Here is a 19,399-nt window from a genome sequence, read left to right on the forward strand (position 1 = left end):
AAGCCAACAAGCCCCGTGAAGTCTTCGATGTTGTCTAGGCCCACCGTCAAGCATCATCTGGGATCAGAACGTCAGGCATCACCTGGGACCCGACAGGGATGAGGTGCTTGCCGTCGTGGCTCCGTACATGCGGGCCGTTGCCGTCCAAGGCGTCCAGGAGCCTGATGGCGAAGGCCTCGGACATGCGCTCGCTGACCTCGTCGGGCGTGAGCCATGAGACCGCCGTGGACTCGCCGGAGGTGCGTTCGATGCCGCCTGAGGGCTTACAGCGGAAGACCAGGGCGACGACTCCGCGGGTCATGTTCTTGTAGACACCGGTGAGTTCGTCGACCTCGATGTGGATGCCGGTCTCCTCCCGGACCTCGCGAGCGACGCCGGCCTCTGGGGTCTCGTCGAGTTCGAGGATGCCGCCCGGGAGCTCCCAGGTGCCGTTGTCGGCTCGGCGGATGGCCAGGAGGCGGCCGTCCTCGCGCACCACTACTCCGGCTACGGATACGGAGTGCAGGGGAGGCGGTGTCGCTTCCTGTGGTTGACTCATGTAGAGGAGCTTAGGAGGCAGAGAAGGACAATGGGAACTGCTGCTGGAGGGGGCACGGCCGGGCCTCGGTATGTGCAGATCGCGGAAGAGATCGTGCAGCAGATCCGGGCGGGTGTTCTGAAGCCTGGTGACATGGTGCCGAGTGAATCCGAGCTGGTGGATCGCTACGGCGTGTCTGGCGGAACGATCCGTAAGGCCATGGCTGAGGTGCGGGCGAGTGGACTCGTCGAGACCCGGCACGGCAAGGGCTCGATCGTGAAGAACCGGCCTCCTGTGCGGCACCGCTCCTCCGATCGCTTCCGGCGCTCGCTGCGGCAGGGGGGGCAAGCGGCCTACCTTGCGGAGTCCGCGCAGTCCGGCGCCACCGCAAAGGTGAGCGTCCTCTACATCGGGCCCATGGAGGCTCCCGAGGATGCCGCCCAACGGCTGGGCGTCTCCGTTGGTGCGCAGGTGCTGGCCCGGCGGCGCCTGTACTTCCGCAACGGCGTTCCGGTCGAGACGGCTGCGTCCTACCTGCCGTGGGACGTCGTGAAGGAGATCCCGGAGCTGTTCGCCGAGAACCCGGGCGGCGGTGGCATTTACGCCCGACTCGAGGACCACGGACATGAGTTCGCGGAGTTCGTCGAGACGCTGCAAGCGCGGCCGGCCTCGAAGGCGGAAGCCTCGGAGCTGGCGCTGAGTCCGGGTGCCCCTGTGGTTCATCTGATCCGTGAAGCTCGTACGACCGCGGGTCTCGTGGTCGAGGTGTGCGACACGCTCATGGCCGCTGACCAGTTCGTTTTCGAGTACCGCATCCCCGCCGACGACTGACGCCCGCTCAACTCACCGCAGCCCGTCGCGAGTTCTTCTTCGCGGCGGGTTGACTCATGTACAGGAGTGGTGCACTCTTCTTCATGTCACTCATATACATGAGTGGCGAAGCTCAGCATCTATAGAGGAGTGCTCCGCTATGCGTCAGATTCCCGTCGACACCTCCGCCGCGATCGTGATGGTCGCCAAGACCCCGCAGCCCAAGGTCAAGGACCGCCGCACGGGCGAGATCGCCATGGACATCGAGTCCGGCTCGAAGCTGATGACGGTCGACGTGATGTTCGCGGCGAACGAGGAGGTGGAGATCCTGTCCATCACCGTCCCGGAGCCCGGGATCAGCGGTGAGCTGGCCATGGGCACGCCGGTCGCGCTCACCGGCCTGGTCGCGCGGCCGTGGGAGAACGACTTCAACGGCCAGAAGCGGCACGGCATCGCGTTCCGCGCGGTCGCAGTCACCTCGCTCGCCAACGTCAACGCCGCCGCAGGGCCGAAGGCGGCCTGATCATGACCGGTTTCACGGTCGCCCTGGTGCTGGTCGTCGCCGCCGCGGGTCTCCTGCGGTGGCGGCGTCCCGCCTGGTACTGGCTGGCCTTCGGGGTCATCTTGGCCACGCTGCGGGTTCTGGTCCGGTACGGCTCCGTCATGGATGCGTGCGGGCTGACCGTACCGCCCGCGAGATGGCGGCTCGCCCTGGCACGGGCCACGAACCGCCCTATGCCGGAGTCCCGTCCACCGCGCATCCTGCGGCTGCGGCCGACCCGCACCGGCCTGGTCTTACGGCTCAAACTGCGCCCCGGACAGGACGCCTTCGACATCGCCGCCGCCTCGGACCGACTGCGGCACTCGTTCTCGATGTTCGGGGTCACCTCGCGTGAGCTGCGGTCCGGTGTCGTAGAGCTGCGGATGACCGGCTACGACGTGCTCAAGTGGGTGCAGATGCCCGCCACGACCGAGACCCGGCCCATGCGGGTTCCCGTCGCCCTACGGCAGGACGGCTCGGTGCACTATCGCGACTACCGGGCGATACCCCACGCCCTCACTCTCGGCGCCACAGAATCCGGCAAGTCCGTCTACCAACGCAACCTGGTCGTCGGACTCGCCCCGATGGATGTCGCTCTCGTCGGCATCGACTGCAAACAGGGGGTCGAGCTGTTCCCGCTGGCCCGCCGCTTCTCCGCCCTCGCCGACAACCCCGACACCGCCGCCGAACTGCTCGACGCGCTCGTGACTCGGATGGCAGACGTCTATCAGCTCATCCGTGCCCAGCAGCGGATCACGGTCGACGTGCCGGACGCGGAGATCGCCGCCGACATCTGGGATCTGCCCGACGAACTGCGTCCGACCCCGATCGTGGTCCTGGTCGACGAGGTCGCCGAACTCGCCCTGTTCGCCAGCAAGGAGGAGGAGAAGCGGCGCGACCGCATCATCACCGCCCTGGTCCGCCTCGCCCAGCTCGGCCGCGCGGCCGGCATCTACCTGGAGATCTGCGGACAGCGCTTCGGCTCCGAACTCGGCAAGGGCATCACCATGCTCCGCGCCCAGCTCACCGGCCGCACCGCCCACCGCGTCAACGACGAGACCAGCGCCAACATGGCCTTCGGCGACATCTCCCCGGACGCCGTCCTCGCCGCCATCCAGATCCCGGCCGAGTTGCGGGGGATCGCCATTGCGGGCGACTCCTCCGGCGGCTGGCACCGCATCCGGGCTCCGCACACCTCGCTCCGCCAAGCCGTGAACCTCTGCAACCGGCACGCCGACCGGACCCCGGCCCTGCTCGAACTGGCACCGTTCCGGGCCGCCCTCGCCGGACCCGCCGCCGCTCCCGTGCCGTCGGTCAAGCCTTCTCCGGCCACCGCCTGATCTCTCGCTCGTCCCATCGGCCGGCGCGACCGCCCTTCGCGCCAAGTCCCTACCCCCGCCATGCCTGATGAAGGGAGAACCCCCGTCATGTGCCCCGACTGCGAGGACTTCGCCCGCACCGTCCTGCTCCTGGGCCAGCTTGCCCTCTACGCCGACACCAGCGGCGCCGACCTCGACTTCGTCGACGTCGTCAGCCCCTCCCTGGCCGCCTCGCTTCCCGAGCCGCCGGCCGGGGAGGAGTCCTGATGGCCGCCCGTCACGTCCTGCGTGTCGACGCCGTCCTGGTCCAGGCAGTGATTGCCGGTGCCCTGTCCTTCGCCCACCTGCACGACTTGGCCGCCGCTGGCGGACAGGACGGCTGGAAGGCCTGGGCCTACCCGGTCAGCGTGGATCTGCTCATGGTCGCCGCCTGGCGACGCCTCCGCGCTGACGGACCGTCCCGGCTGGCTTGGTGCTGGTTCCTCATCGCCCTGTTCGCCTCCCTCGGTGCCAACGTCGCCACCGCCGGATTCCTCGACCTGGCCGACCCGCCAACCCTGCTGCGCCTGGGCATCGCCGGATGGCCCGCCCTCGCCTTCCTCGGCGGCACCCTCCTCGCCCACTCCGCCGACCACCGGCTCCCGGATGAGCCGGCACCCGCACCGGAAACCGACTCCGTCACAGACCCCGAGCCGGAAGCCGAACCCGTGCCGGACCCGGCGCCCACCCCGGCCCCGGTGGCGGAACCGCCGGCGCTTCCGCCCGCCGACCCGGCCCCCGCGGTTCCCGCCGTCCTCGTCGACCACGCCCGCAAGGTCGCCGACGAGTACCGCGACCGCACCGGCGCCCCGATCGACACCGACACCCTGCGCGCCCGCCTCGGTGTCCCGCCGCACCTTGCCGACGCCATCGCCGCCCAGCTCGCCTGACCCGGAAGACAGGACGACAGATGACCTCCGACCCCGCCGACCTGACCGCCTCCGACTACCTCGACGGCGCCCGCGAGATGACCGCCGCCGACCGGCCCTACCTCGCCCACCTGCTCGCCGAGGAAGCCGCCCGGCGCACCACCGACCCGGCCACCGCCGCCGGCATCCGTGCCAGCTTCCCCGACCCGACCGCAACCCGTGAGGAGACCGACTGACATGCCCACCCGCGACAACTTCCACTCCGTCATGCGGATCGGCCCCGTGCAGATCGGCACTCACCGCGACCGCAACGGCAGGACCGTGCACGCCGCCGTCTGCACCGCCGACCGCTGTGGCTGGTCCGCCGACTACTCCAGCGCCACCGCCGCCCAGCTCGCCGCCCGCACCCACCGCTGCCGCGTCCGCTAGGAGACACCGCCATGCAGGTCCCGCTCTGGTTCGCCCTCGCTGTCGTCGGCTACCTCGGCTGCAAGCTCTTCCGCCCGCCGCTCTGGCTGGTCCTGGTGCTGCTCCTCGGCGGCTACCTCATCGCCGACAGCCTCCTCGCCCCCGTCATCGACACCGCCATCAAGTAGGGAGATCCGCCGTGTTGCGTCCGAAGATCCCCACCATGCCTACCCCGACCGGTCACGTCTCCCGGCCCGCCGCCGTCGAGCCGACAGCCGTCACCCCAGGCGTTCCGGTACCGCCGTCGACGCTCGTCGCCCCGGTCCCGTCCCGCCCAGTCGTCCAGCTCACCCCCGGCACCGCCCTCGCCCTCGTCGGCGCCGGAACGGCCGCCGTCCTGGTCCTCGGTGCCGTCCTGGTCTCGCTGCTCCTGGCGGTCGCCATCACCGGCGCGTCTGTCGCCGTGTGCGCCGTCGTCCTGCGCTCCCTGCTCGCCTCTGACGCCAAGCGACGCTGACCGGCCCCCGGGCGGCCCTGATACCGCCAAGCATCCGCCGCCCGGGAGCCGTCCCCACCGATCGATCTCGCAACCGGAAGGAACACCCAGCATGGCCCACCGGGCCTCATCCGCGGCACCCAAGGTGACCACGTCCGCCCGTCCACTCGACCCGATCACCCTCGGAGACGTTCTCCGGGTGGCCTCGGCCTCCGACTTCACCCGCTGGGAAGACCAGATCCGCCGTACCGGAGGCTGCTCCGACCCGATCCATCTGACCGGCTGGACGCTCACCAAGGACAAGACCACCGGCGAGACGCTCCACCACTTCTCCACCGAGAACGAGCCGGGCGGACGTCTCCGCCTCGCCTGCGGCAACCGCCGGGCCTCCCGCTGCCCGTCCTGCGCCTGGACCTACGCGGGCGACACCTACCACCTGATCCGCGCCGGCCTGGCCGGGGACGACCGGCGCGACATTCCCGCCGACGTCCGCGATCACCCGCGCGTCTTCGCCACGCTCACGGCCCCCTCGTTCGGCCCGGTCCACAACCGGCCCGATCACGGCGGCCCCTGCCGCTGCGGAGACCGACACGCGTCCGACGCCCCGGAATTGGGCACCGCCCTCGACCCGGACGCCTACGACTACGCAGGCGCCGTCCTGTTCAACAACCACGCCGGACAGCTCTGGCAGCGCTTCACCACCCGGCTCCGCCGCGAACTCGCTGCCCGCGGCGGCCTGGCCCGCCGGGAGCTCGCCGACCACCTGCGCGTCTCGTACGGCAAGGTGGCTGAGTTCCAGAAGCGCGGGGCTCTGCACTTCCATGCCGTCGTGCGCCTCGACGGCCCTGACGGACCCGGCACACCGCCGCCCGCCTGGGCCACAGTCGACGTGCTCACGGCCGCGCTCCGGGCTGCCGCCGCGCACTCGTACACGTCCGTCTCGGTTCCGGCCGCCGACGACCAGCCCGCCCGGACGTTCCGATGGGGCCGACAGCTCGACGTCCGCCCGGTCAAGGCTTTCGGGGACGGCTCCGACATCACGGAACAGGCCGTTGCCTCGTACGTGGCCAAGTACGCCACCAAAGCCGCCGAGAACACCGGCACCCTGGACCGCCGCATCGGTGAACTCGCCGAACTCGACCGCCACGGCGTTCCCGACCACACCCGGCGGCTCATCACCGCGTGCCGCGACCTCGACGCCCTGTACCCGGATCGACGTCTCTGGGCCTGGGCGCACATGCTCGGCTTCCGGGGGCACTTCTCGTCCAAGTCGCGCGTCTACTCCACCACCCTCGGCGCCCTCCGCCAGGAACGCGCCGACTTCCGCGCCGCGCAGGAGGCGTCCGCCCTCGGCCTCGACGACCGCGAACCGGACACCGTCCTCGTCCTGACCGACTGGCAGTACGCCGGCCACGGCCACACCCCGGGTGAAGCCGCCCTCGCCGCGACCATCGCGCGCGACCTGCACACCAACCGCGAGACCGCCCGCGAAGTCCTCCGGAGCGAAGGGAACACGGAATGACCACGGCCGTCCGGTCGCGCAGCATGCTGACCCTCGCGGAGGTCTGCGAGGAACTGGGCGTCTCGCGCTCGACCTTCTACGACTGGCGGGCGAAGCGGCGTGCGCCGCGTTGCATCAAGCTTCCGAACGGCGACCTGAGGATCCGGCGGAGCGATCTCGACCACTGGCTCGACGACCGTGAGGACGCTGCCTGATGGAGACCACGTACGACGTGAAGGTCTACAAAATCCTCACGTACAAGGGTGCCCGGAAGACCACCTACACCGTGCGTTGGGAGGTCGCGGGCAAGCGCTGGCGTGAACCCTTCGGCACCGTCGCACTTGCTGAGGGCTTCCGCTCCGAATTGATCCGGGCCACGGGCAAAGGCGAGGCCTTCGTCATCGCCACCGGTCTGCCGGTGTCCCACCGCTCCAAGTCGGCTTCGATGAGCTGGTACGCGTTCGCCGTCGGGTACGTGGACGCCCGTTGGGCGGAGCTCGGCGGCAACAGCCGTAAGAACGCCGCCAAGACCCTGACGGCGGTCACCGTCGCGCTGCTGCGTGTCCAGCCGACCCAGTTCGCCCCGGTGGCTGTGCGGACCGCGCTGCGCGAGTGGGCGTTCAATGCGACACGCCGTGCGGATGCCCCGCGAGACGTGGTGACCATCCTCAGGTGGGTGGAGCGCAACTCCCTGCCGGTCTCCGTCTGGGAGGAGCCGGAGAGGGTTGATGAGGTCCTGCGAGCCATCGACACGCGTCTCGACGGCAAGCAGGCGGCGGCCTGGTCCAGGAAGCGCAACCGCCGGATTCTCAACGTCGTCATGAAGCACGCAATCCGGCGGCGCGTCTTGCGGACCAACCCGCTCCCCAAGGGCAAGGAAGCGACGACCGTCACCAAGACCAGCAACGCCGTGGACAAGCGGTCTCTGATGAACGCGGACCAGGCGGCGGCGCTCCTCGACTGGATCCGGCGCCGGCCACGCGGGGGAACGCGGCTGCACGCCTTCTTCGCCACGCTGTACTACTGCGCTCTGCGGCCGGAGGAAGCCGTAGCCATGCGAGTGCAGGACGTGACGCTTCCCGACCCCAACCTCCGGGACCAGTGGTGTGAGCTGCTGATCCACACGGCGACTCCGGAGGTCGGCAAGCAGTGGACCGACACCGGGGAGATCCACGAGGAACGTGATCTGAAGGGCCGCGCCGAGGGCGAGACGCGCACCGTGCCGGGGCACCCTGCCCTGACCCGCATCCTGCGGCAGCACATCCAGGACGAACAGCTCAAGCCCGGTGATCTGCTGTTCCAGGGGGAGACGGGCGGCATTCTCGCCGGCTCGGTCATTCGTCGGGCGTGGCGCAGTGCGCGCAAGGCCGTCCTGCCCCCGCACGTCTTCGAGTCGCCCACGGGAAAGCGGGTGTACGACAACCGGCACACGCGCCTCACCAAGTGGCTCAATGACGGGATCCCGCCCGCTGAAGTCGCCGAATGGGCCGGGAACAGTGTGCCGGTGCTGCTGGCTACCTACGCACGGTGCGTCGAAGGGCAGCTGCCTGACTTGAAAAAGCGCCTGGAGGCCGCCGGGGATCTTCCCGAGCCGACTGACGCGGGCTGACGCCTCTCGCCGAAAACTTCGACACGTATTCGACACAGCCACCCGCGAAAACCCGGTGACAGCCGGACAGCCCCGCACCCTCCCCTTGATCATCGGGGGAGTGTCCGGGGCTTCGCCGTGTCGCGTGAAACGTGCTCTGAACAGCAAAAATGCCCTCCCGGAGGGAGGGCGGAGACTTGCGCCCCCGGCAGGACTCGAACCTGCGGCCAAGCGCTTAGAAGGCGCCTGCTCTATCCACTGAGCTACGGGGGCCGGTGTGGTGGCCTCGTACGTGCTGCCCGGGTGTGGGCTGATCCGTGACGTTGCCGGGGACAAGGATAGGGCTCCCGGTTCCTTGTCCTGGTTGCTTCCCCTCCGTGGCTCAATGTGGAGGTTCGGTGAAGCGGTCCTGATAATCGCAGGCAGGTGCGAATCGTGCACCGCTTTTGGCGTCCCTGGCCACGGGTGTTGTGCACTCGTTATGCCTGCGCAGTGCCTCTGCCCCACTCGCGCCTTCCGTCCCTTGTGTCCTATCGGCGCGCAGACATGCCTATATGCTTCATAAATCCCCTAAAATTGGGCATTCTTCGCGTGTGGTGACCTTGGACGTAAGGCCTCAGCTGCTCGACGCACTCTCCGCCCTGCGCGACCGTGTCGCCGCCGCACGCTTCCCGCTGCCCCTGACAGGGGCCCCGCGCGCGCGTGCCAACCGCGACGAACTGCTAGCCCAGCTCGACGACTACCTGGTGCCACGGCTCCGGCAGCCCGACGCGCCGTTGCTGGCGGTGGTGGGCGGTTCCACCGGCGCCGGCAAGTCGACGCTCGTCAACTCCCTGGTGGGGCGACGTGTCAGCGAGGCGGGCGTGTTGCGGCCGACGACACGGACCCCGGTGCTCGTGTGCCACCCGGAGGACCATCACTGGTTCAGCGGCATGCGGGTGCTGCCCGGGCTCGCCCGCGCGTGGGCCCCTCATCAGGAGTCGGCGGACGATTCCCTGCTCACCGGCGAGAACGGCAGACCCGTGCTGCGGATCGAGACAGCCGACACGCTCCCGCCCGGTCTCGCCCTCCTCGACGCGCCCGACATCGACTCGCTGGTCGCCGACAACCGCGTACTCGCCGCCGAACTGATCTGCGCCGCCGACATCTGGGTGATGGTGACGACGTCCTCCCGCTACGCGGACGCCGTGCCCTGGCACCTGTTGCGCACCGCCAAGGAGTACGACGTCACCCTCGTGACCGTCCTCGACCGGGTGCCCCACCAGGTCGTCTCCGAGGTGTCCCGGCAGTACGGCGCGCTGCTCAGCAAGGCCGGCCTGGGCGACGTACCGCGTTTCACCGTCCCCGAACTGCCCGAGTCCGCCTGGGGCGGTGGGCTTCTTCCGGCCACCGCCGTGGCGCAGCTGCGCGCCTGGCTCGTCCACCACGCCCAGGACCCCGTCGCCCGCAACCACGCCCTCGCCCGCACGGCCCACGGCGTCCTCGACTCCCTCAAGGCACGGATGCCCGAACTGGCCGGCGCCGCCGCCGCGCAGCACGCGGCCGCACTGCGGCTCACCTCGGCCGTCGAAGGGGCGTACGACAGCGAGTACACGCGCGTGCGGGGCCGTCTGCAGAGCGGCGCCGTGCTCGCCGGCGATGCGCTCAAGCGCTGGCGGGCGTTCCCCCTGGACTGCACCGCCGGCGAACTCCTCGAGGCCCTGGCGGAGAGCCTCGCCGCACTGCTGCTGTGCGCGGTCGCCGCCGCCGACGAACGCGTCGACGAGGCCTGGCGTCGCGAACCGGCCTCCAGGGCATCGGCACTGACGGACCGTGACGCCTCGCCGGAGAGCGCCGAGCACCGCATCGGCCTCGCCGTTCGCCGGTGGCGGCGCGAGCTGGAGGAGTACGCCGAGGACGAGGTGCGAGGCCTGGAGCGCAGTGCCGCGCCCGACCCGGAGTCGGTCGCCGCTCTCGTCGCCACGGCGCTGCTGGGCGGCCGCAGGGCGCGTTCCGCGGGTGAGGGACTCGCCGAGCGGATCGGCGCGCACGGGGCGCTGCGGCTGCGCGACCGGGGCGGGCGGCTGCTCGCCGAACACCTCGACCGGGTCATGCACGCCGAACGCGAACTCCGACTCGCGCCCCTCGACGGACTCGAAGTCCACCCCGAACCCCAGGCCGAACTCATCGCCGCGCTGTCCGTACTGCAGAAGGAGAGGTGACCGGTGACCGCCGTCACTGACCAGGACCACACGGACCACACGGACCAGACAGGCCACACGGACCAGACAGGCCACACGGACCACACAGGCCACACGGACCACACAGGCCACACGGACCACACAGGCCACACGGACCACACAGGCCACACGGACCAGACACGCCACACGGACCAGACACGCCACACGGACCAGACAGGTCACGCGGGCCAGACGCGTCACGCGGGCCAGACGCGCCACGCGGACGAGGAAGAGAACGAGAATCCGGCTCCCGAAGGGCACCGAGACCCCAAGAGTCCGCACGACCACGACAGTCCGCAGGACCCCAAGAGTCATCAGGAGCACCAGGAACACCACGAGCAGCAGCATGAGCGGCAGCACGAGTGGCAGGATCGTGAGGACCGGTGGCGACACCAGGACGATCACGGGGTCCGGGAGCGCGCCGAGAGCCCGGGGCGGGAGGGGACGGAACCGGAGAGCGGCGGCGATCTGTCCGAAGAGGCGGACGCTCCGGCGCAGGAGCCGGAAGGCGGCCACGCGCGCGTGGCCGACGGCGCCGAGGCCGCTCTGCCGCGGCCGAACGCCGCTCCGGCCCCGGAGCCGTCCCCATCGCCGGCCGCGCGCACGTCTCCGTCGACCCGTGCGGACGCCGACGAGGACCCGGACGACGCCTGGGGCGACGGTCTCATCGCGCGCCGCGTGAACGAGGCCGCCGCCGAGCAGGCGGCCGCCGACAAGGCCGCCCGGTCCGGGGGAGGCGGCGGGGCCCTGCCCTCGACCCCGCTCGTCTACGACGGACCGCTGCGCTCACGGCTGGAGGCGCTGCGCGAACTCGTGGGGCTCTCCCGCACGCGCCTCGACAGCAGGACGCTCGCCCAGGCGGGCCGGGTCCTGGACGAGGCGGCCGCACGGCGCCGGCACTCCGGGCAGCACACCGTGGTCGCCCTCGCGGGCGCCACCGGCAGTGGCAAGTCGCAGCTGTTCAACGCCCTCGCCGGCGTCGCGCTCTCGGAGACGGGCGTCCGTCGGCCGACGACGTCGTCGCCCATCGTGTGCACCTGGAGCGACGGAGCGTCGTCCCTGATCGACCGGCTCGGCATCCCGGGCCGGCTGCGCAGACGGCCGGTGCAGAGCGTGGAGGCGGAGGCGCAGTTGCGCGGGCTGGTCCTGATCGACCTGCCCGACCACGACTCGGCGGCCGTGCAGCACCGTGAGCAGGTCGACCGCGTGCTGGCGCTCGTGGACGCCGTCATCTGGGTCGTCGACCCCGAGAAGTACGCCGACGCCGTCCTGCACGAACGGTATCTGCGGCCCATGGCCGGACACGCGGAGGTCATGTTCGTCGTCCTCAACCAGGTCGACCGGCTGCCCGGCGAGGCCGCGGAGCTGGTCCTCGACGACCTGCGGCGGCTGCTCGACGAGGACGGCGTCGCCCTCGGCGAGTACGGTGAACCGGGCGCCACCGTGCTCGCGCTGTCGGCGCTGACCGGAGACGGCGTCGGTGAACTGCGCGAGGCGCTGGGCCAGTTCGTCGCGGAGCGCGGCGCCGCCGCCCGGCGCATCTCGGCCGACGTGGACGCCGCCGCCTGGCGACTGCGGTCCCTCTACGCCACCGGACGACGCGTCGGGCTGAGCGAGCAGGCGCGGGACGAGTTCGCCGCCCGGCTGGCGGACGCCGTGGGCGCCACCGCGGCGGGCGAGGCCGCCGAACGGGCCTGGCTGCGCAACGCCAACCGCGCGTGCGGCACGCCCTGGCTGCGTCTGTGGCGCTGGCAGCAGGACCGGCGCGACCCTCCCACCGGGCGGTTGCCGGTCCGCGCCCAGGTCGACGAGGAGGCCACGGCGCGGCAGCGCGTAGAGCAGGCGGTGCGCACGGTGTCCGAGCGGGCCTCTGCGGGGCTGCCGGCGCCCTGGGCGCAGGCCGTCCGGGAGGCGGCGGTACGCGGAGCGCAGGGGCTGCCCGAGGCGCTGGACGACCTGGCGGCGCGGGCCGGGCTGCCGCCGGGACGACCGCCCCGGCCGGGCTGGTGGCCGGTCGCTGTCCTGGCTCAGGCGTGCATGACGCTCCTGCAGATCGTCGGCGGTCTGTGGCTGGTCGGCCAGATCGTCGGAGTCATGGCCCCCAACCTCGGCGTACCGGTGCTGCTGATGGTGTCCGGCATCATCGGCGGCCCGCTGGTCGAATGGAGCTGCCGGATGGCGGCACGGGGGCCGGCCCGGCGGTACGGGCACGACGCGGAACGCCGGTTGCGGGAGGCTGCGGCCGGCTGCGGACGTGCCCGGGTGCTGGACCCCGTCGCCGCGGAGCTGCTGCGCTACCGGGAGGTGCGGGAGCAGTACGCCAGGGTCACGGGGGCGGTGTCCGGCGCGCGGTGACCCAGATGACCGGGAGCGGGCGAGCGGAACGGGCCCCGAGACGAACACGCTCCAGACAAACGGGCCCGAGACGAAAGGGCCCGAGAGGAACGGGCCCGAGAGGAACGGGCCCGAGGCGGCATGGTGGTGATCGACATGGGGGTGTGGGGCCCTGAGGGCCCGGGCGGCGGGCTGGTTCCGCCGGGGTGATCACGGGGAGCGCAGGCGCGGATCACTCTTCCGGGTGGTGGAGTTTTCCCCAGGTGGGCGGTGGTCCACAGCGCTCGGCGGGCCCGGCCCGACGGAGGCAGTCTGGCTTCGCGGCGGTCGCGACGGACGCGGTCGCCGCGGACGGCGCCGACGGCACGCGGTGAACACCACCGCGGCCGTCGCGGCGGACGCAGCCGTACGGGAGGGGCCCGTGCGCGTGACCGGGCGGCAGGACGTCCGGGTGAGGGAGGGGTTCGCATGAACGAGACGATGGTGTGCGCAGTGGGGAACGTGGCGACGCAGCCGGTCTACCGGGACCTGGCGGCGGGCGCGTCGGCGAGGTTCCGGCTGGCGGTGACCTCGCGCTACTGGGACCGGGAGAAGAGCGCCTGGACCGACGGCCACACCAACTTCTTCACGGTCTGGGCCAACCGGCAGCTGGCCCAGAACGCGATGGCCTCGCTGAACGTCGGGGATCCGGTGATCGTGCAGGGCAGGCTGAAGGTGCGCACGGAGTCGCGCGAGGGGCAGCAGGGCTGGACCTCGGCGGACATCGACGCCGTGGCGATCGGCCACGACATCGCGCGCGGCACGTCGGCCTTCCGGCGGCAGGGCCGTGCCGAGCCCGCGGCGGCGGGGCCGCCGGCTCAGCCCGAGCCCGACTGGGAGACCCCGGTCGCCGGTGCGCAGGACGCGAAGTCCGACGACGACGCGCGGCGTCGCGAGCCGGCGACGGTGACCTGAGCGGCCCCCACGATCCGCAGTGGAGTCCGATGGTGACGGTCGGTCAGCAGCGGGCGGCGGCATTTCGGCGCATCTGCACGAAGCCGCGAGGTGGACAAGTCGACATGCCTCACCCGTGACCGATCTTGGGATAACGATTCCGAGTCGGATCGGTGATCCGACGAGATGACCGGTAAGCGGGGTGCGCGGCGTCTCTAGGATGCCGGACGTAGCTCACTGTGGCTTCTGATTCTGCTGGTGGGACCGTACCCCCACATCAACGGGTCCTGCTCGAAGGGGAATTGTGTGATTTCTTCGATCTCCGCGTTGTTCGCGCGCGGGCGGGGCCCGGCCCGACTCGCGGCGGCCGCCGTGGCGTCCGGCCTCGTCGCCGTCGGCGTGCTCGCCACTGCGGGCACGGCCGCCGCGGCAGAGGTGACGCAGAGTCAGGGCGGGGCCACGGCGACGATCGGCGGTCTCAAGACCTACGGCGCCGCACTGGTCCACGCCAAGAGCGGGGACCAGGAGGTGTCGGCCGGCCTGTTCGAGATGTCCGTCGAGGGCGGCGGCACCCTCCAGACGTACAGCGTCGACCTCTACAACCCCACGCAGAGAGAAGCCAAGTACCACGAGACGCCCTGGAGCGGGACGCTGCTGGCCGCCAACCGGAACGCGGGCCGCATCCGTTGGATCCTGCAGCACTCCTACCCGCAGGTGAACGATCTCGCCTCGCTCGCAGACAAGGCCGGCATCGGCGCCGGTCTCACCGAGCAGGACGCGGCCGCCGGCACCCAGGTGGCCGTCTGGCGCTACTCGGACGGCGCGTCGGTCGACGCCGTCGACCCGCAGGCCGAGCGGCTCGCGGACTACCTTCAGAAGGCCGCCCGGGTGGTCGCCGAGCCCACGGCCTCCCTCACCCTCGACGTGCCCGCCGTGGCCGGCAGGCCGGGCGGACTGCTCGGCCCGGTGACGGTCCACACCGACGCGACGAGCGCCACGGTGACGCCGCCGGTGGACGCCGCCACCAGCGGGGTGCGCATCGTCGGCAAGGACGGCAGACCGCTCACCGCCGTGTCGGACGGCACCCAGTTGTTCTTCGACGTGCCCGCGGACACGGCCGCCGGCTCGGCCCGGCTGGTCGTGCAGGCCTCCACGACCGTCCCGGTCGGCCGCGCCTTCACTTCCGACAGCCGCAGCCAGACCCAGATCCTCGCCGGCTCCAGCGAGTCCACGGTGTCGGCGACGGCTAGCGCGACGTGGGCCCAGAAGGGGGCAGTGCCGGCACTGTCCGAGGCGAAGAACTGCTCGAAGGCCGGCGTCGACATCGCCGCCGCCAACCAGGGCGACGAGGCCTTCACGTTCGAACTGATGGGTGTGCAGCACACCATCCCCGCCCGCGGGTCCCGGACGGTGACGGTCCCGTTGCAGGAGGACCAGGCCTACGACTTCTCGATCGTCGGCCCGCAGGGCGGTCAGAGCAGGTTCACGGGCGTCCTGGACTGCCGGACCCAGGCCGACGAGATCGCCGGCCTGACCACGCAGACCCTGAGCGAGCCGAGCCCGGCCACCGTGGGCGGCGTCGCGGCCGCGGACGACACCGACCTCGCCGCCACGGGCGGCAGCAGCGCCACCCCGCTCATCGCGGGCACGGCCATCGGCCTGGTGGTCATCGGCGGAGCGGCGCTCCTGCTCGCGGGGCGGAAGGAGAACGGCCCGCAGGGCTGACGGATCCGGAGCCGCGGAGCTCCGGACCGGCGTGGTGCCGTGCGCTTCCCGGTCCGGTCCCACCGGCCAACGGTCGCGGACAGCCGCGTGCACGCGTCGACGTTGCGTTCGACGTCCGAATCCGCGATGTTTCCGAAGAGTCCGCGAAGACTTCGCGAAGCACGATGCCGGCGTGCGTCGTCCCAGCGTGGTGATCAAGGACGGACGCGTCGGCGGCGACGGCCTCGACCGGGGCGGGGCCGGCCGGCGGGACGACGTCGAGGGCCTCGCCGACGCCGGGCCGATCAAGCTCCACCGGTCGCGCCCGAACCTCCTCGCGGCGCGGTTGACCAGGCAGAACGCCCGGCAGGTCGCGCCCGCGTCCGGCGCGTGGGCCCACTGCCCGGCGCGGGCGGCGCGGCGAATCGTCCGGCGCCGGCGACACCCGTTCCTGCACCGTCGACCGCCGTCGGGCAGGCGTCGGGCAGGCGTCGGATCCGGGGCTTCGTACCGGTCGCGCCACCTGTTCCGGTCCACCCGCGAGCCCCTGGCGGATCCCGGACCGCGGACTCCAGCCGAATTCCACCCCGATCCAGGCGCATACTGAAGGCAATGACAAAACCTTCTGCACCGAAGCGTCACTTGCCCACCAGCCCCTTCAAGGCGCCGGCCACACTCGTGCCCAAGCACTTTGCCGTGGGTGACCAGGTGACACACGACATGTACGGCCTCGGCCGAGTGATCGGCATCGAGGACGGGATCGCCGCGCTCGTGGATTTCGGCTCGGCACAAGAGCGAATCCTGAGCCCCTACGCCAAGATGACCAAGCTCTAGCACCGCACGGCACCACGGGCGGCGTGCCGCGACGGAGCACCGCCGCGGCCGCCCGCCGACCATCGGCACCGCTTGCCCGTCAACGGCGCCGCCGGCGCCCCGCTCCGGGACCTCCCGGCGAAAACCCCAGATCAAAGCCCCCTGCCCGGACGGGTTTCCCCCGAGGGGTAGCCGTCCGGCAAGATGGGGTGTTACTTGCCATACGAGGGCACGAAAGGGCCCCTCACCAGCAGCTTTCCCACCGATGAGGGGCCGTGTCAGGCAGCCTGGGCCGTCTCTGGGCCGTCATGAGCGTGACCGACGGCCCTGTACATCGCGGAGATGGCGTTCCGGGTCCGCGTCTCGCTGGACGGCATGAGATGCGTGTACACACGGAGCGTGAACCCCGGGTCACTGTGACCGAGGTACAGGCTCAAGGCCTTGATGTTCTCCCCGGCGTCCAGGAGCACCGAGGCATAGAAGTGCCGAAGGGCGTGCATGCCGTGCTCGCGGGCTGCGGCGTATCGCTGACCCTTCTCGGGGACGGGGATGATGCCGGCCGACGCCAGGGCGGGCTTCCACGCCTGATCATTGAACGCCTGGCTCCACAGGGCGGAGCCGACCCCACTCGTGAAGACGAGGCGATGTGTCACCTTGGGCCCGGTCGGGGTCAGCCAGGGCAGGGTCACGTCGACGGGCGGGAAGCGCTCCATATGTTCGCGGAGAGCGGCGGACACCTCAGGGTCGAGCGGGACGTCACGGAGCTTGCCGCGCTTGGGCGGGGCGAAGACGAGCGTGCCGCGCACCTTCTTGACCTGCTGCCGGACGTACACCCAGCCGAGATCTCCGACGTTGTCGACGGCCAGCCCCAGGATCTCGCCCTGACGCAGCCCGCACCCGGCGCCCACGTCCACCATGGCCCGATATCGCTCGGGCACCCCGGCCCGGACGCCGAAGACCTGCTCTGCGGTCCACGGATGCACGCGTGACGGCGCAGGGCGAGGTGCCTTGACCGATCGGACTCGACAAGGGTTCGAGGCCAGCAGACGGTCATCGACGGCCGCGCTGAGGACCGAGGAGACCGCGTCGAAGATGAGACGCCGGTACCGGGCCGACGCGACGGCGTCCTCCAGCTGGCGGTTCCAGTCGCGGATGTGCTCGGGCTGGAACGACCCGACAGGGCGTGTGCCCAGGTATGGGAGAGCGTGCAGGCGCAACCGACCCTCCACGGCGGCCCGGCTCGTGAGGTCGGTCGTGAGTGCGGCGAGCCAGCGTTCGGCGTACTCGCGGAAGGTGACGCGGCCCGCCTGAGGGTCGATGTACTGGCCGCGCGTCATGTCGGCTTCGATGTTGGTCAGCCAGGCGTCGGCCAGTCGCTTCTGTTTGTCCGGGAAGCTCTTCGATTTCTCGGTGCCGTCCGGGGCGACGTACCGGGCCCGGTAGCGCAGGCCGAGGCCGTGGCGGTCGGTCTTGACCTTGCGGGGTTTGCCGTCCGGGCCGACTTCCGTCCGGAACCAGCGATCCTGCACGTGCCCGGCCATCAGGCGGCCTCCCCTAGCTGAGTGTCCACCCAGGCCCGCACGTCGTTCGGGTCGAAGCGCAGATGCCGGCCGACGCGGAAGCCGCGGGGACCGGTGCGCTTGCGACGCCACTGGTAGACCGTCTCGACACTGGGCAGCTCGAACATCTCCACGAGGTCGTCGGGCGTCAGGAAGCGGTTCGGCAGCTCGGAGGACATGTCACCACTCCCTTTCGTCGGTGGGCAGATCGCGCAGGGCTTCGCGGGCGGTCTCGCGGTTGTGCTGGAGGTCGCGGGCGATGGTGGCGGCGAGGGCGGATTCCCCGGGGGTGTGGCCGTGGCCTGCGTACTGCCAGTCGGCCAGGACGAGGACGGTGTCCGGCTCGACGTCCTCGAGGCCGAGGGCGGCGTGTTCCTGTGCGGCGCGGTAGTCGGCCCGGGCCTGGCGGAGCTCGCCGAGGGTGGTGGAGTAGCGGCGGGACTTGGAGGAGAAGTGCCCGCGGAAGCCGAGCATGTGAGCCCAGGCCCACAGGCGGCGGTCGGGGTAGAGCGGGTCGAGTTCCTTGCAGGCGGTGATGAGGCGGCGGGCGTGGTCGGGGACGCCGTGGCGGTCGAGCTCGGAGAGTTCGCCGATGCGGCGGTCCAGGGTGCCGGTGTTCTCGGCGGCTTTGGTGGCGTACTTGGCGACATAGGAGGCGACGGCCTGCTCGGTGATGTCGGAGCCGTCGCCGAAGGCCTTGATGGGGCGGACGTCGAGCTGGGTGCCCCAGCGGAAGGTACGGGCGGGCTGGTCCCCGGCGGCGGGCGCGGAGACCGAGGTGTAGGAGTGGGCGGCGGCGGCCTGGACAGCGTCGGCGAGGAGGCCGACCGTTGCCCAGGCCGGGGGCGGGGTGCCGGGTCCGTCGGGGCCGTCGAGGCGGATGACGGCGTGGAAGTGCAGGGCCCCGCGCTTTTGGAACTCGGCGACCTTGCCGTACGAGACTCGGGCGGCTTCCTTCAGCTCCCGTTGGGAGAGGCCGGCGCGGGCGGCGATCTCGCGGCGCAGTCGGTTGGTGAAGCGCTGCCAGAGCTGTCCGGCGTGGTTGTTGAACAGCACGGCCGCCGCGTAGTCGTAGGTGGTCGAGTCGAGGGCGGTGCCGAGGGCGGGGTCGTCGGCGGCATGGCGGGTGCCGCAGCGGCAGACGCTGTGATTGGGACGGTTGTGGACGCGGCCGAAGGACGGGGCGGTGAGGGTGGCGAAGACGCGCGGGTGATCGCGGACCGTTGCGGGGATGTCCCGGCGGTCGTCTCCTGCCAGCCCGGCGCGGATCAGGTGGTAGGTGTCGCCCGCGTAGGTCCAGGCGCAGGAGGGGCAGCGGGAGGCGCGGCGGTTGCCGCAGGCCAGGCGCAGGCGTCCGCCGGGCTCGTTCTCGGTGGAGTAGTGGTGCAGGGTCTCGCCGGTGGTCTTGTCCTTGGTGAGGGTCCAGCCGGTCAGGTGGATGGGGTCGGCGCAGCCGCCGGTGCGGCGGATCTGGTCTTCCCACCGGGTGTAGTCGGACGCCGAAGCCACCCTCAGGAGGTCGCCGAGGGTGGTCGGGTCGAGCAGGGTGTCAGGCACGGGCGCCCTCGCGGTCGCGGCGGATGGGCGTGGTGCCGGTGCCCTGGCAGGCCGGGCAGTGCGCCGTGATGGTGCGGAGGTGGCCACGGTGGTCGCGGCCGCCGAGGGTGACGGCGACGGAGGCGAAGCCGTCGCAGGCCGGGCAGATCCTCGGCGGGGGCGAGCTGTGGTGGGCCATGATGGTGGTTCCTT

General features: G+C 71.3%; 22 protein-coding genes and 1 tRNA gene. 17 read left to right on the plus strand and 6 right to left on the minus strand.

Annotated elements, in window-relative coordinates; all coding sequences use genetic code 11:
* Positions 1 to 46: 46 nt before the first annotated feature.
* Positions 47 to 538, minus strand: a complete 492-nt coding sequence (locus ACH4ZA_RS27625; RefSeq protein WP_398432128.1) for an NUDIX hydrolase — start codon at positions 536 to 538, stop codon at positions 47 to 49.
* Positions 539 to 568: 30 nt separating this feature from the next.
* On the opposite strand from ACH4ZA_RS27625, the gene ACH4ZA_RS27630 reads away from it, so the two are divergent.
* The 12 genes from ACH4ZA_RS27630 to ACH4ZA_RS27685 all read left to right on the plus strand — a co-directional run bounded on the left by ACH4ZA_RS27630 (position 569) and on the right by ACH4ZA_RS27685 (position 8,109).
* Positions 569 to 1,348 carry a GntR family transcriptional regulator gene (locus ACH4ZA_RS27630; protein WP_398432129.1) on the plus strand — a complete coding sequence of 260 codons (780 nt, stop codon included), beginning with the start codon at positions 569 to 571 and terminating at the stop codon, positions 1,346 to 1,348.
* A gap of 139 nt (positions 1,349 to 1,487) precedes the next feature.
* Positions 1,488 to 1,850: a hypothetical protein gene (locus ACH4ZA_RS27635; protein WP_351004240.1), complete on the plus strand. Its 363-nt coding sequence runs from the start codon at positions 1,488 to 1,490 to the stop codon at positions 1,848 to 1,850.
* A 2-nt stretch (positions 1,851 to 1,852) separates the two neighbouring features.
* Positions 1,853 to 3,208: an FtsK/SpoIIIE domain-containing protein gene (locus ACH4ZA_RS27640; RefSeq protein ID WP_398432130.1), complete on the plus strand. Its 1,356-nt coding sequence runs from the start codon at positions 1,853 to 1,855 to the stop codon at positions 3,206 to 3,208.
* Positions 3,209 to 3,295: 87 nt separating this feature from the next.
* Positions 3,296 to 3,454, plus strand: a complete 159-nt coding sequence (locus ACH4ZA_RS27645) for a hypothetical protein (RefSeq protein ID WP_398432131.1) — start codon at positions 3,296 to 3,298, stop codon at positions 3,452 to 3,454.
* Positions 3,454 to 4,116, plus strand: a complete 663-nt coding sequence (locus ACH4ZA_RS27650) for a DUF2637 domain-containing protein (protein WP_398432132.1) — start codon at positions 3,454 to 3,456, stop codon at positions 4,114 to 4,116. The genes ACH4ZA_RS27645 and ACH4ZA_RS27650 overlap by 1 nt, the downstream gene beginning before the upstream one ends.
* Before the next feature lie 20 nt (positions 4,117 to 4,136).
* Entirely contained in the window at positions 4,137 to 4,331 is a 195-nt protein-coding gene (locus ACH4ZA_RS27655) for a hypothetical protein (protein ID WP_266717820.1), read from the plus strand.
* A 1-nt stretch (position 4,332) separates the two neighbouring features.
* Positions 4,333 to 4,524 (plus strand): mobile element transfer protein, encoded by a 192-nt coding sequence (locus ACH4ZA_RS27660; protein WP_398432133.1) that lies wholly within the window; start codon positions 4,333 to 4,335, stop codon positions 4,522 to 4,524.
* 11 nt (positions 4,525 to 4,535) lie between these two features.
* Positions 4,536 to 4,691, plus strand: coding sequence for a hypothetical protein (locus ACH4ZA_RS27665; protein ID WP_334455440.1), 156 nt, complete (start codon positions 4,536 to 4,538; stop codon positions 4,689 to 4,691).
* An 11-nt stretch (positions 4,692 to 4,702) separates the two neighbouring features.
* Positions 4,703 to 5,020: a SpdD-like protein gene (locus tag ACH4ZA_RS27670; protein WP_398432134.1), complete on the plus strand. Its 318-nt coding sequence runs from the start codon at positions 4,703 to 4,705 to the stop codon at positions 5,018 to 5,020.
* Positions 5,021 to 5,111: 91 nt separating this feature from the next.
* Positions 5,112 to 6,521 carry a replication initiator protein RepSA gene (gene repSA / locus ACH4ZA_RS27675; protein WP_398432135.1) on the plus strand — a complete coding sequence of 470 codons (1,410 nt, stop codon included), beginning with the start codon at positions 5,112 to 5,114 and terminating at the stop codon, positions 6,519 to 6,521.
* Positions 6,518 to 6,715: a helix-turn-helix domain-containing protein gene (locus tag ACH4ZA_RS27680; protein ID WP_351004246.1), complete on the plus strand. Its 198-nt coding sequence runs from the start codon at positions 6,518 to 6,520 to the stop codon at positions 6,713 to 6,715. Before repSA (ACH4ZA_RS27675) ends, ACH4ZA_RS27680 begins: the two co-directional genes overlap by 4 nt.
* Positions 6,715 to 8,109, plus strand: coding sequence for a tyrosine-type recombinase/integrase (locus tag ACH4ZA_RS27685; protein ID WP_398432136.1), 1,395 nt, complete (start codon positions 6,715 to 6,717; stop codon positions 8,107 to 8,109). Before ACH4ZA_RS27680 ends, ACH4ZA_RS27685 begins: the two co-directional genes overlap by 1 nt.
* Before the next feature lie 179 nt (positions 8,110 to 8,288).
* Here the strand turns inward: ACH4ZA_RS27685 and ACH4ZA_RS27690 are convergent.
* Positions 8,289 to 8,361 (minus strand) — tRNA-Arg (locus ACH4ZA_RS27690).
* Between the two features lie 320 nt (positions 8,362 to 8,681).
* On the opposite strand from ACH4ZA_RS27690, the gene ACH4ZA_RS27695 reads away from it, so the two are divergent.
* The 5 genes from ACH4ZA_RS27695 to ACH4ZA_RS27715 all read left to right on the plus strand — a co-directional run bounded on the left by ACH4ZA_RS27695 (position 8,682) and on the right by ACH4ZA_RS27715 (position 16,112).
* Complete coding sequence (locus tag ACH4ZA_RS27695) at positions 8,682 to 10,289, plus strand: dynamin family protein (protein WP_398432137.1); 1,608 nt, start codon at positions 8,682 to 8,684, stop codon at positions 10,287 to 10,289.
* A gap of 486 nt (positions 10,290 to 10,775) precedes the next feature.
* Positions 10,776 to 12,662, plus strand: coding sequence for a GTPase (locus ACH4ZA_RS27700; RefSeq protein WP_398432199.1), 1,887 nt, complete (start codon positions 10,776 to 10,778; stop codon positions 12,660 to 12,662).
* A gap of 447 nt (positions 12,663 to 13,109) precedes the next feature.
* A complete protein-coding gene (locus tag ACH4ZA_RS27705; RefSeq protein WP_319278383.1) occupies positions 13,110 to 13,595 on the plus strand; it encodes a single-stranded DNA-binding protein in 486 nt (161 codons plus the stop codon).
* Positions 13,596 to 13,880: 285 nt separating this feature from the next.
* Positions 13,881 to 15,299: a TQXA domain-containing protein gene (locus tag ACH4ZA_RS27710; RefSeq protein ID WP_398432138.1), complete on the plus strand. Its 1,419-nt coding sequence runs from the start codon at positions 13,881 to 13,883 to the stop codon at positions 15,297 to 15,299.
* Between the two features lie 591 nt (positions 15,300 to 15,890).
* Complete coding sequence (locus tag ACH4ZA_RS27715; RefSeq protein WP_057574844.1) at positions 15,891 to 16,112, plus strand: hypothetical protein; 222 nt, start codon at positions 15,891 to 15,893, stop codon at positions 16,110 to 16,112.
* Positions 16,113 to 16,369: 257 nt separating this feature from the next.
* On the opposite strand, the gene ACH4ZA_RS27720 is transcribed toward ACH4ZA_RS27715, so the two are convergent.
* From ACH4ZA_RS27720 to ACH4ZA_RS27735, 4 genes are read right to left on the minus strand one after another with little or no spacing between them, the layout of a single operon-like run.
* Complete coding sequence (locus ACH4ZA_RS27720; RefSeq protein WP_319278389.1) at positions 16,370 to 17,632, minus strand: site-specific integrase; 1,263 nt, start codon at positions 17,630 to 17,632, stop codon at positions 16,370 to 16,372.
* Positions 17,632 to 17,829, minus strand: coding sequence for a helix-turn-helix domain-containing protein (locus tag ACH4ZA_RS27725; RefSeq protein ID WP_319278391.1), 198 nt, complete (start codon positions 17,827 to 17,829; stop codon positions 17,632 to 17,634). Before ACH4ZA_RS27725 ends, ACH4ZA_RS27720 begins: the two co-directional genes overlap by 1 nt.
* A gap of 1 nt (position 17,830) precedes the next feature.
* Positions 17,831 to 19,207, minus strand: coding sequence for a replication initiator protein RepSA (repSA, locus tag ACH4ZA_RS27730; protein WP_319278392.1), 1,377 nt, complete (start codon positions 19,205 to 19,207; stop codon positions 17,831 to 17,833).
* A complete protein-coding gene (locus tag ACH4ZA_RS27735) occupies positions 19,200 to 19,385 on the minus strand; it encodes a hypothetical protein (protein ID WP_398432140.1) in 186 nt (61 codons plus the stop codon). The genes repSA (ACH4ZA_RS27730) and ACH4ZA_RS27735 overlap by 8 nt, the downstream gene beginning before the upstream one ends.
* Positions 19,386 to 19,399: the final 14 nt, after the last annotated feature.

The sequence above is a fragment of the Streptomyces sp. NPDC020597 genome (assembly GCF_044335095.1).
In the GTDB taxonomy this organism is placed as follows: domain Bacteria; phylum Actinomycetota; class Actinomycetes; order Streptomycetales; family Streptomycetaceae; genus Streptomyces.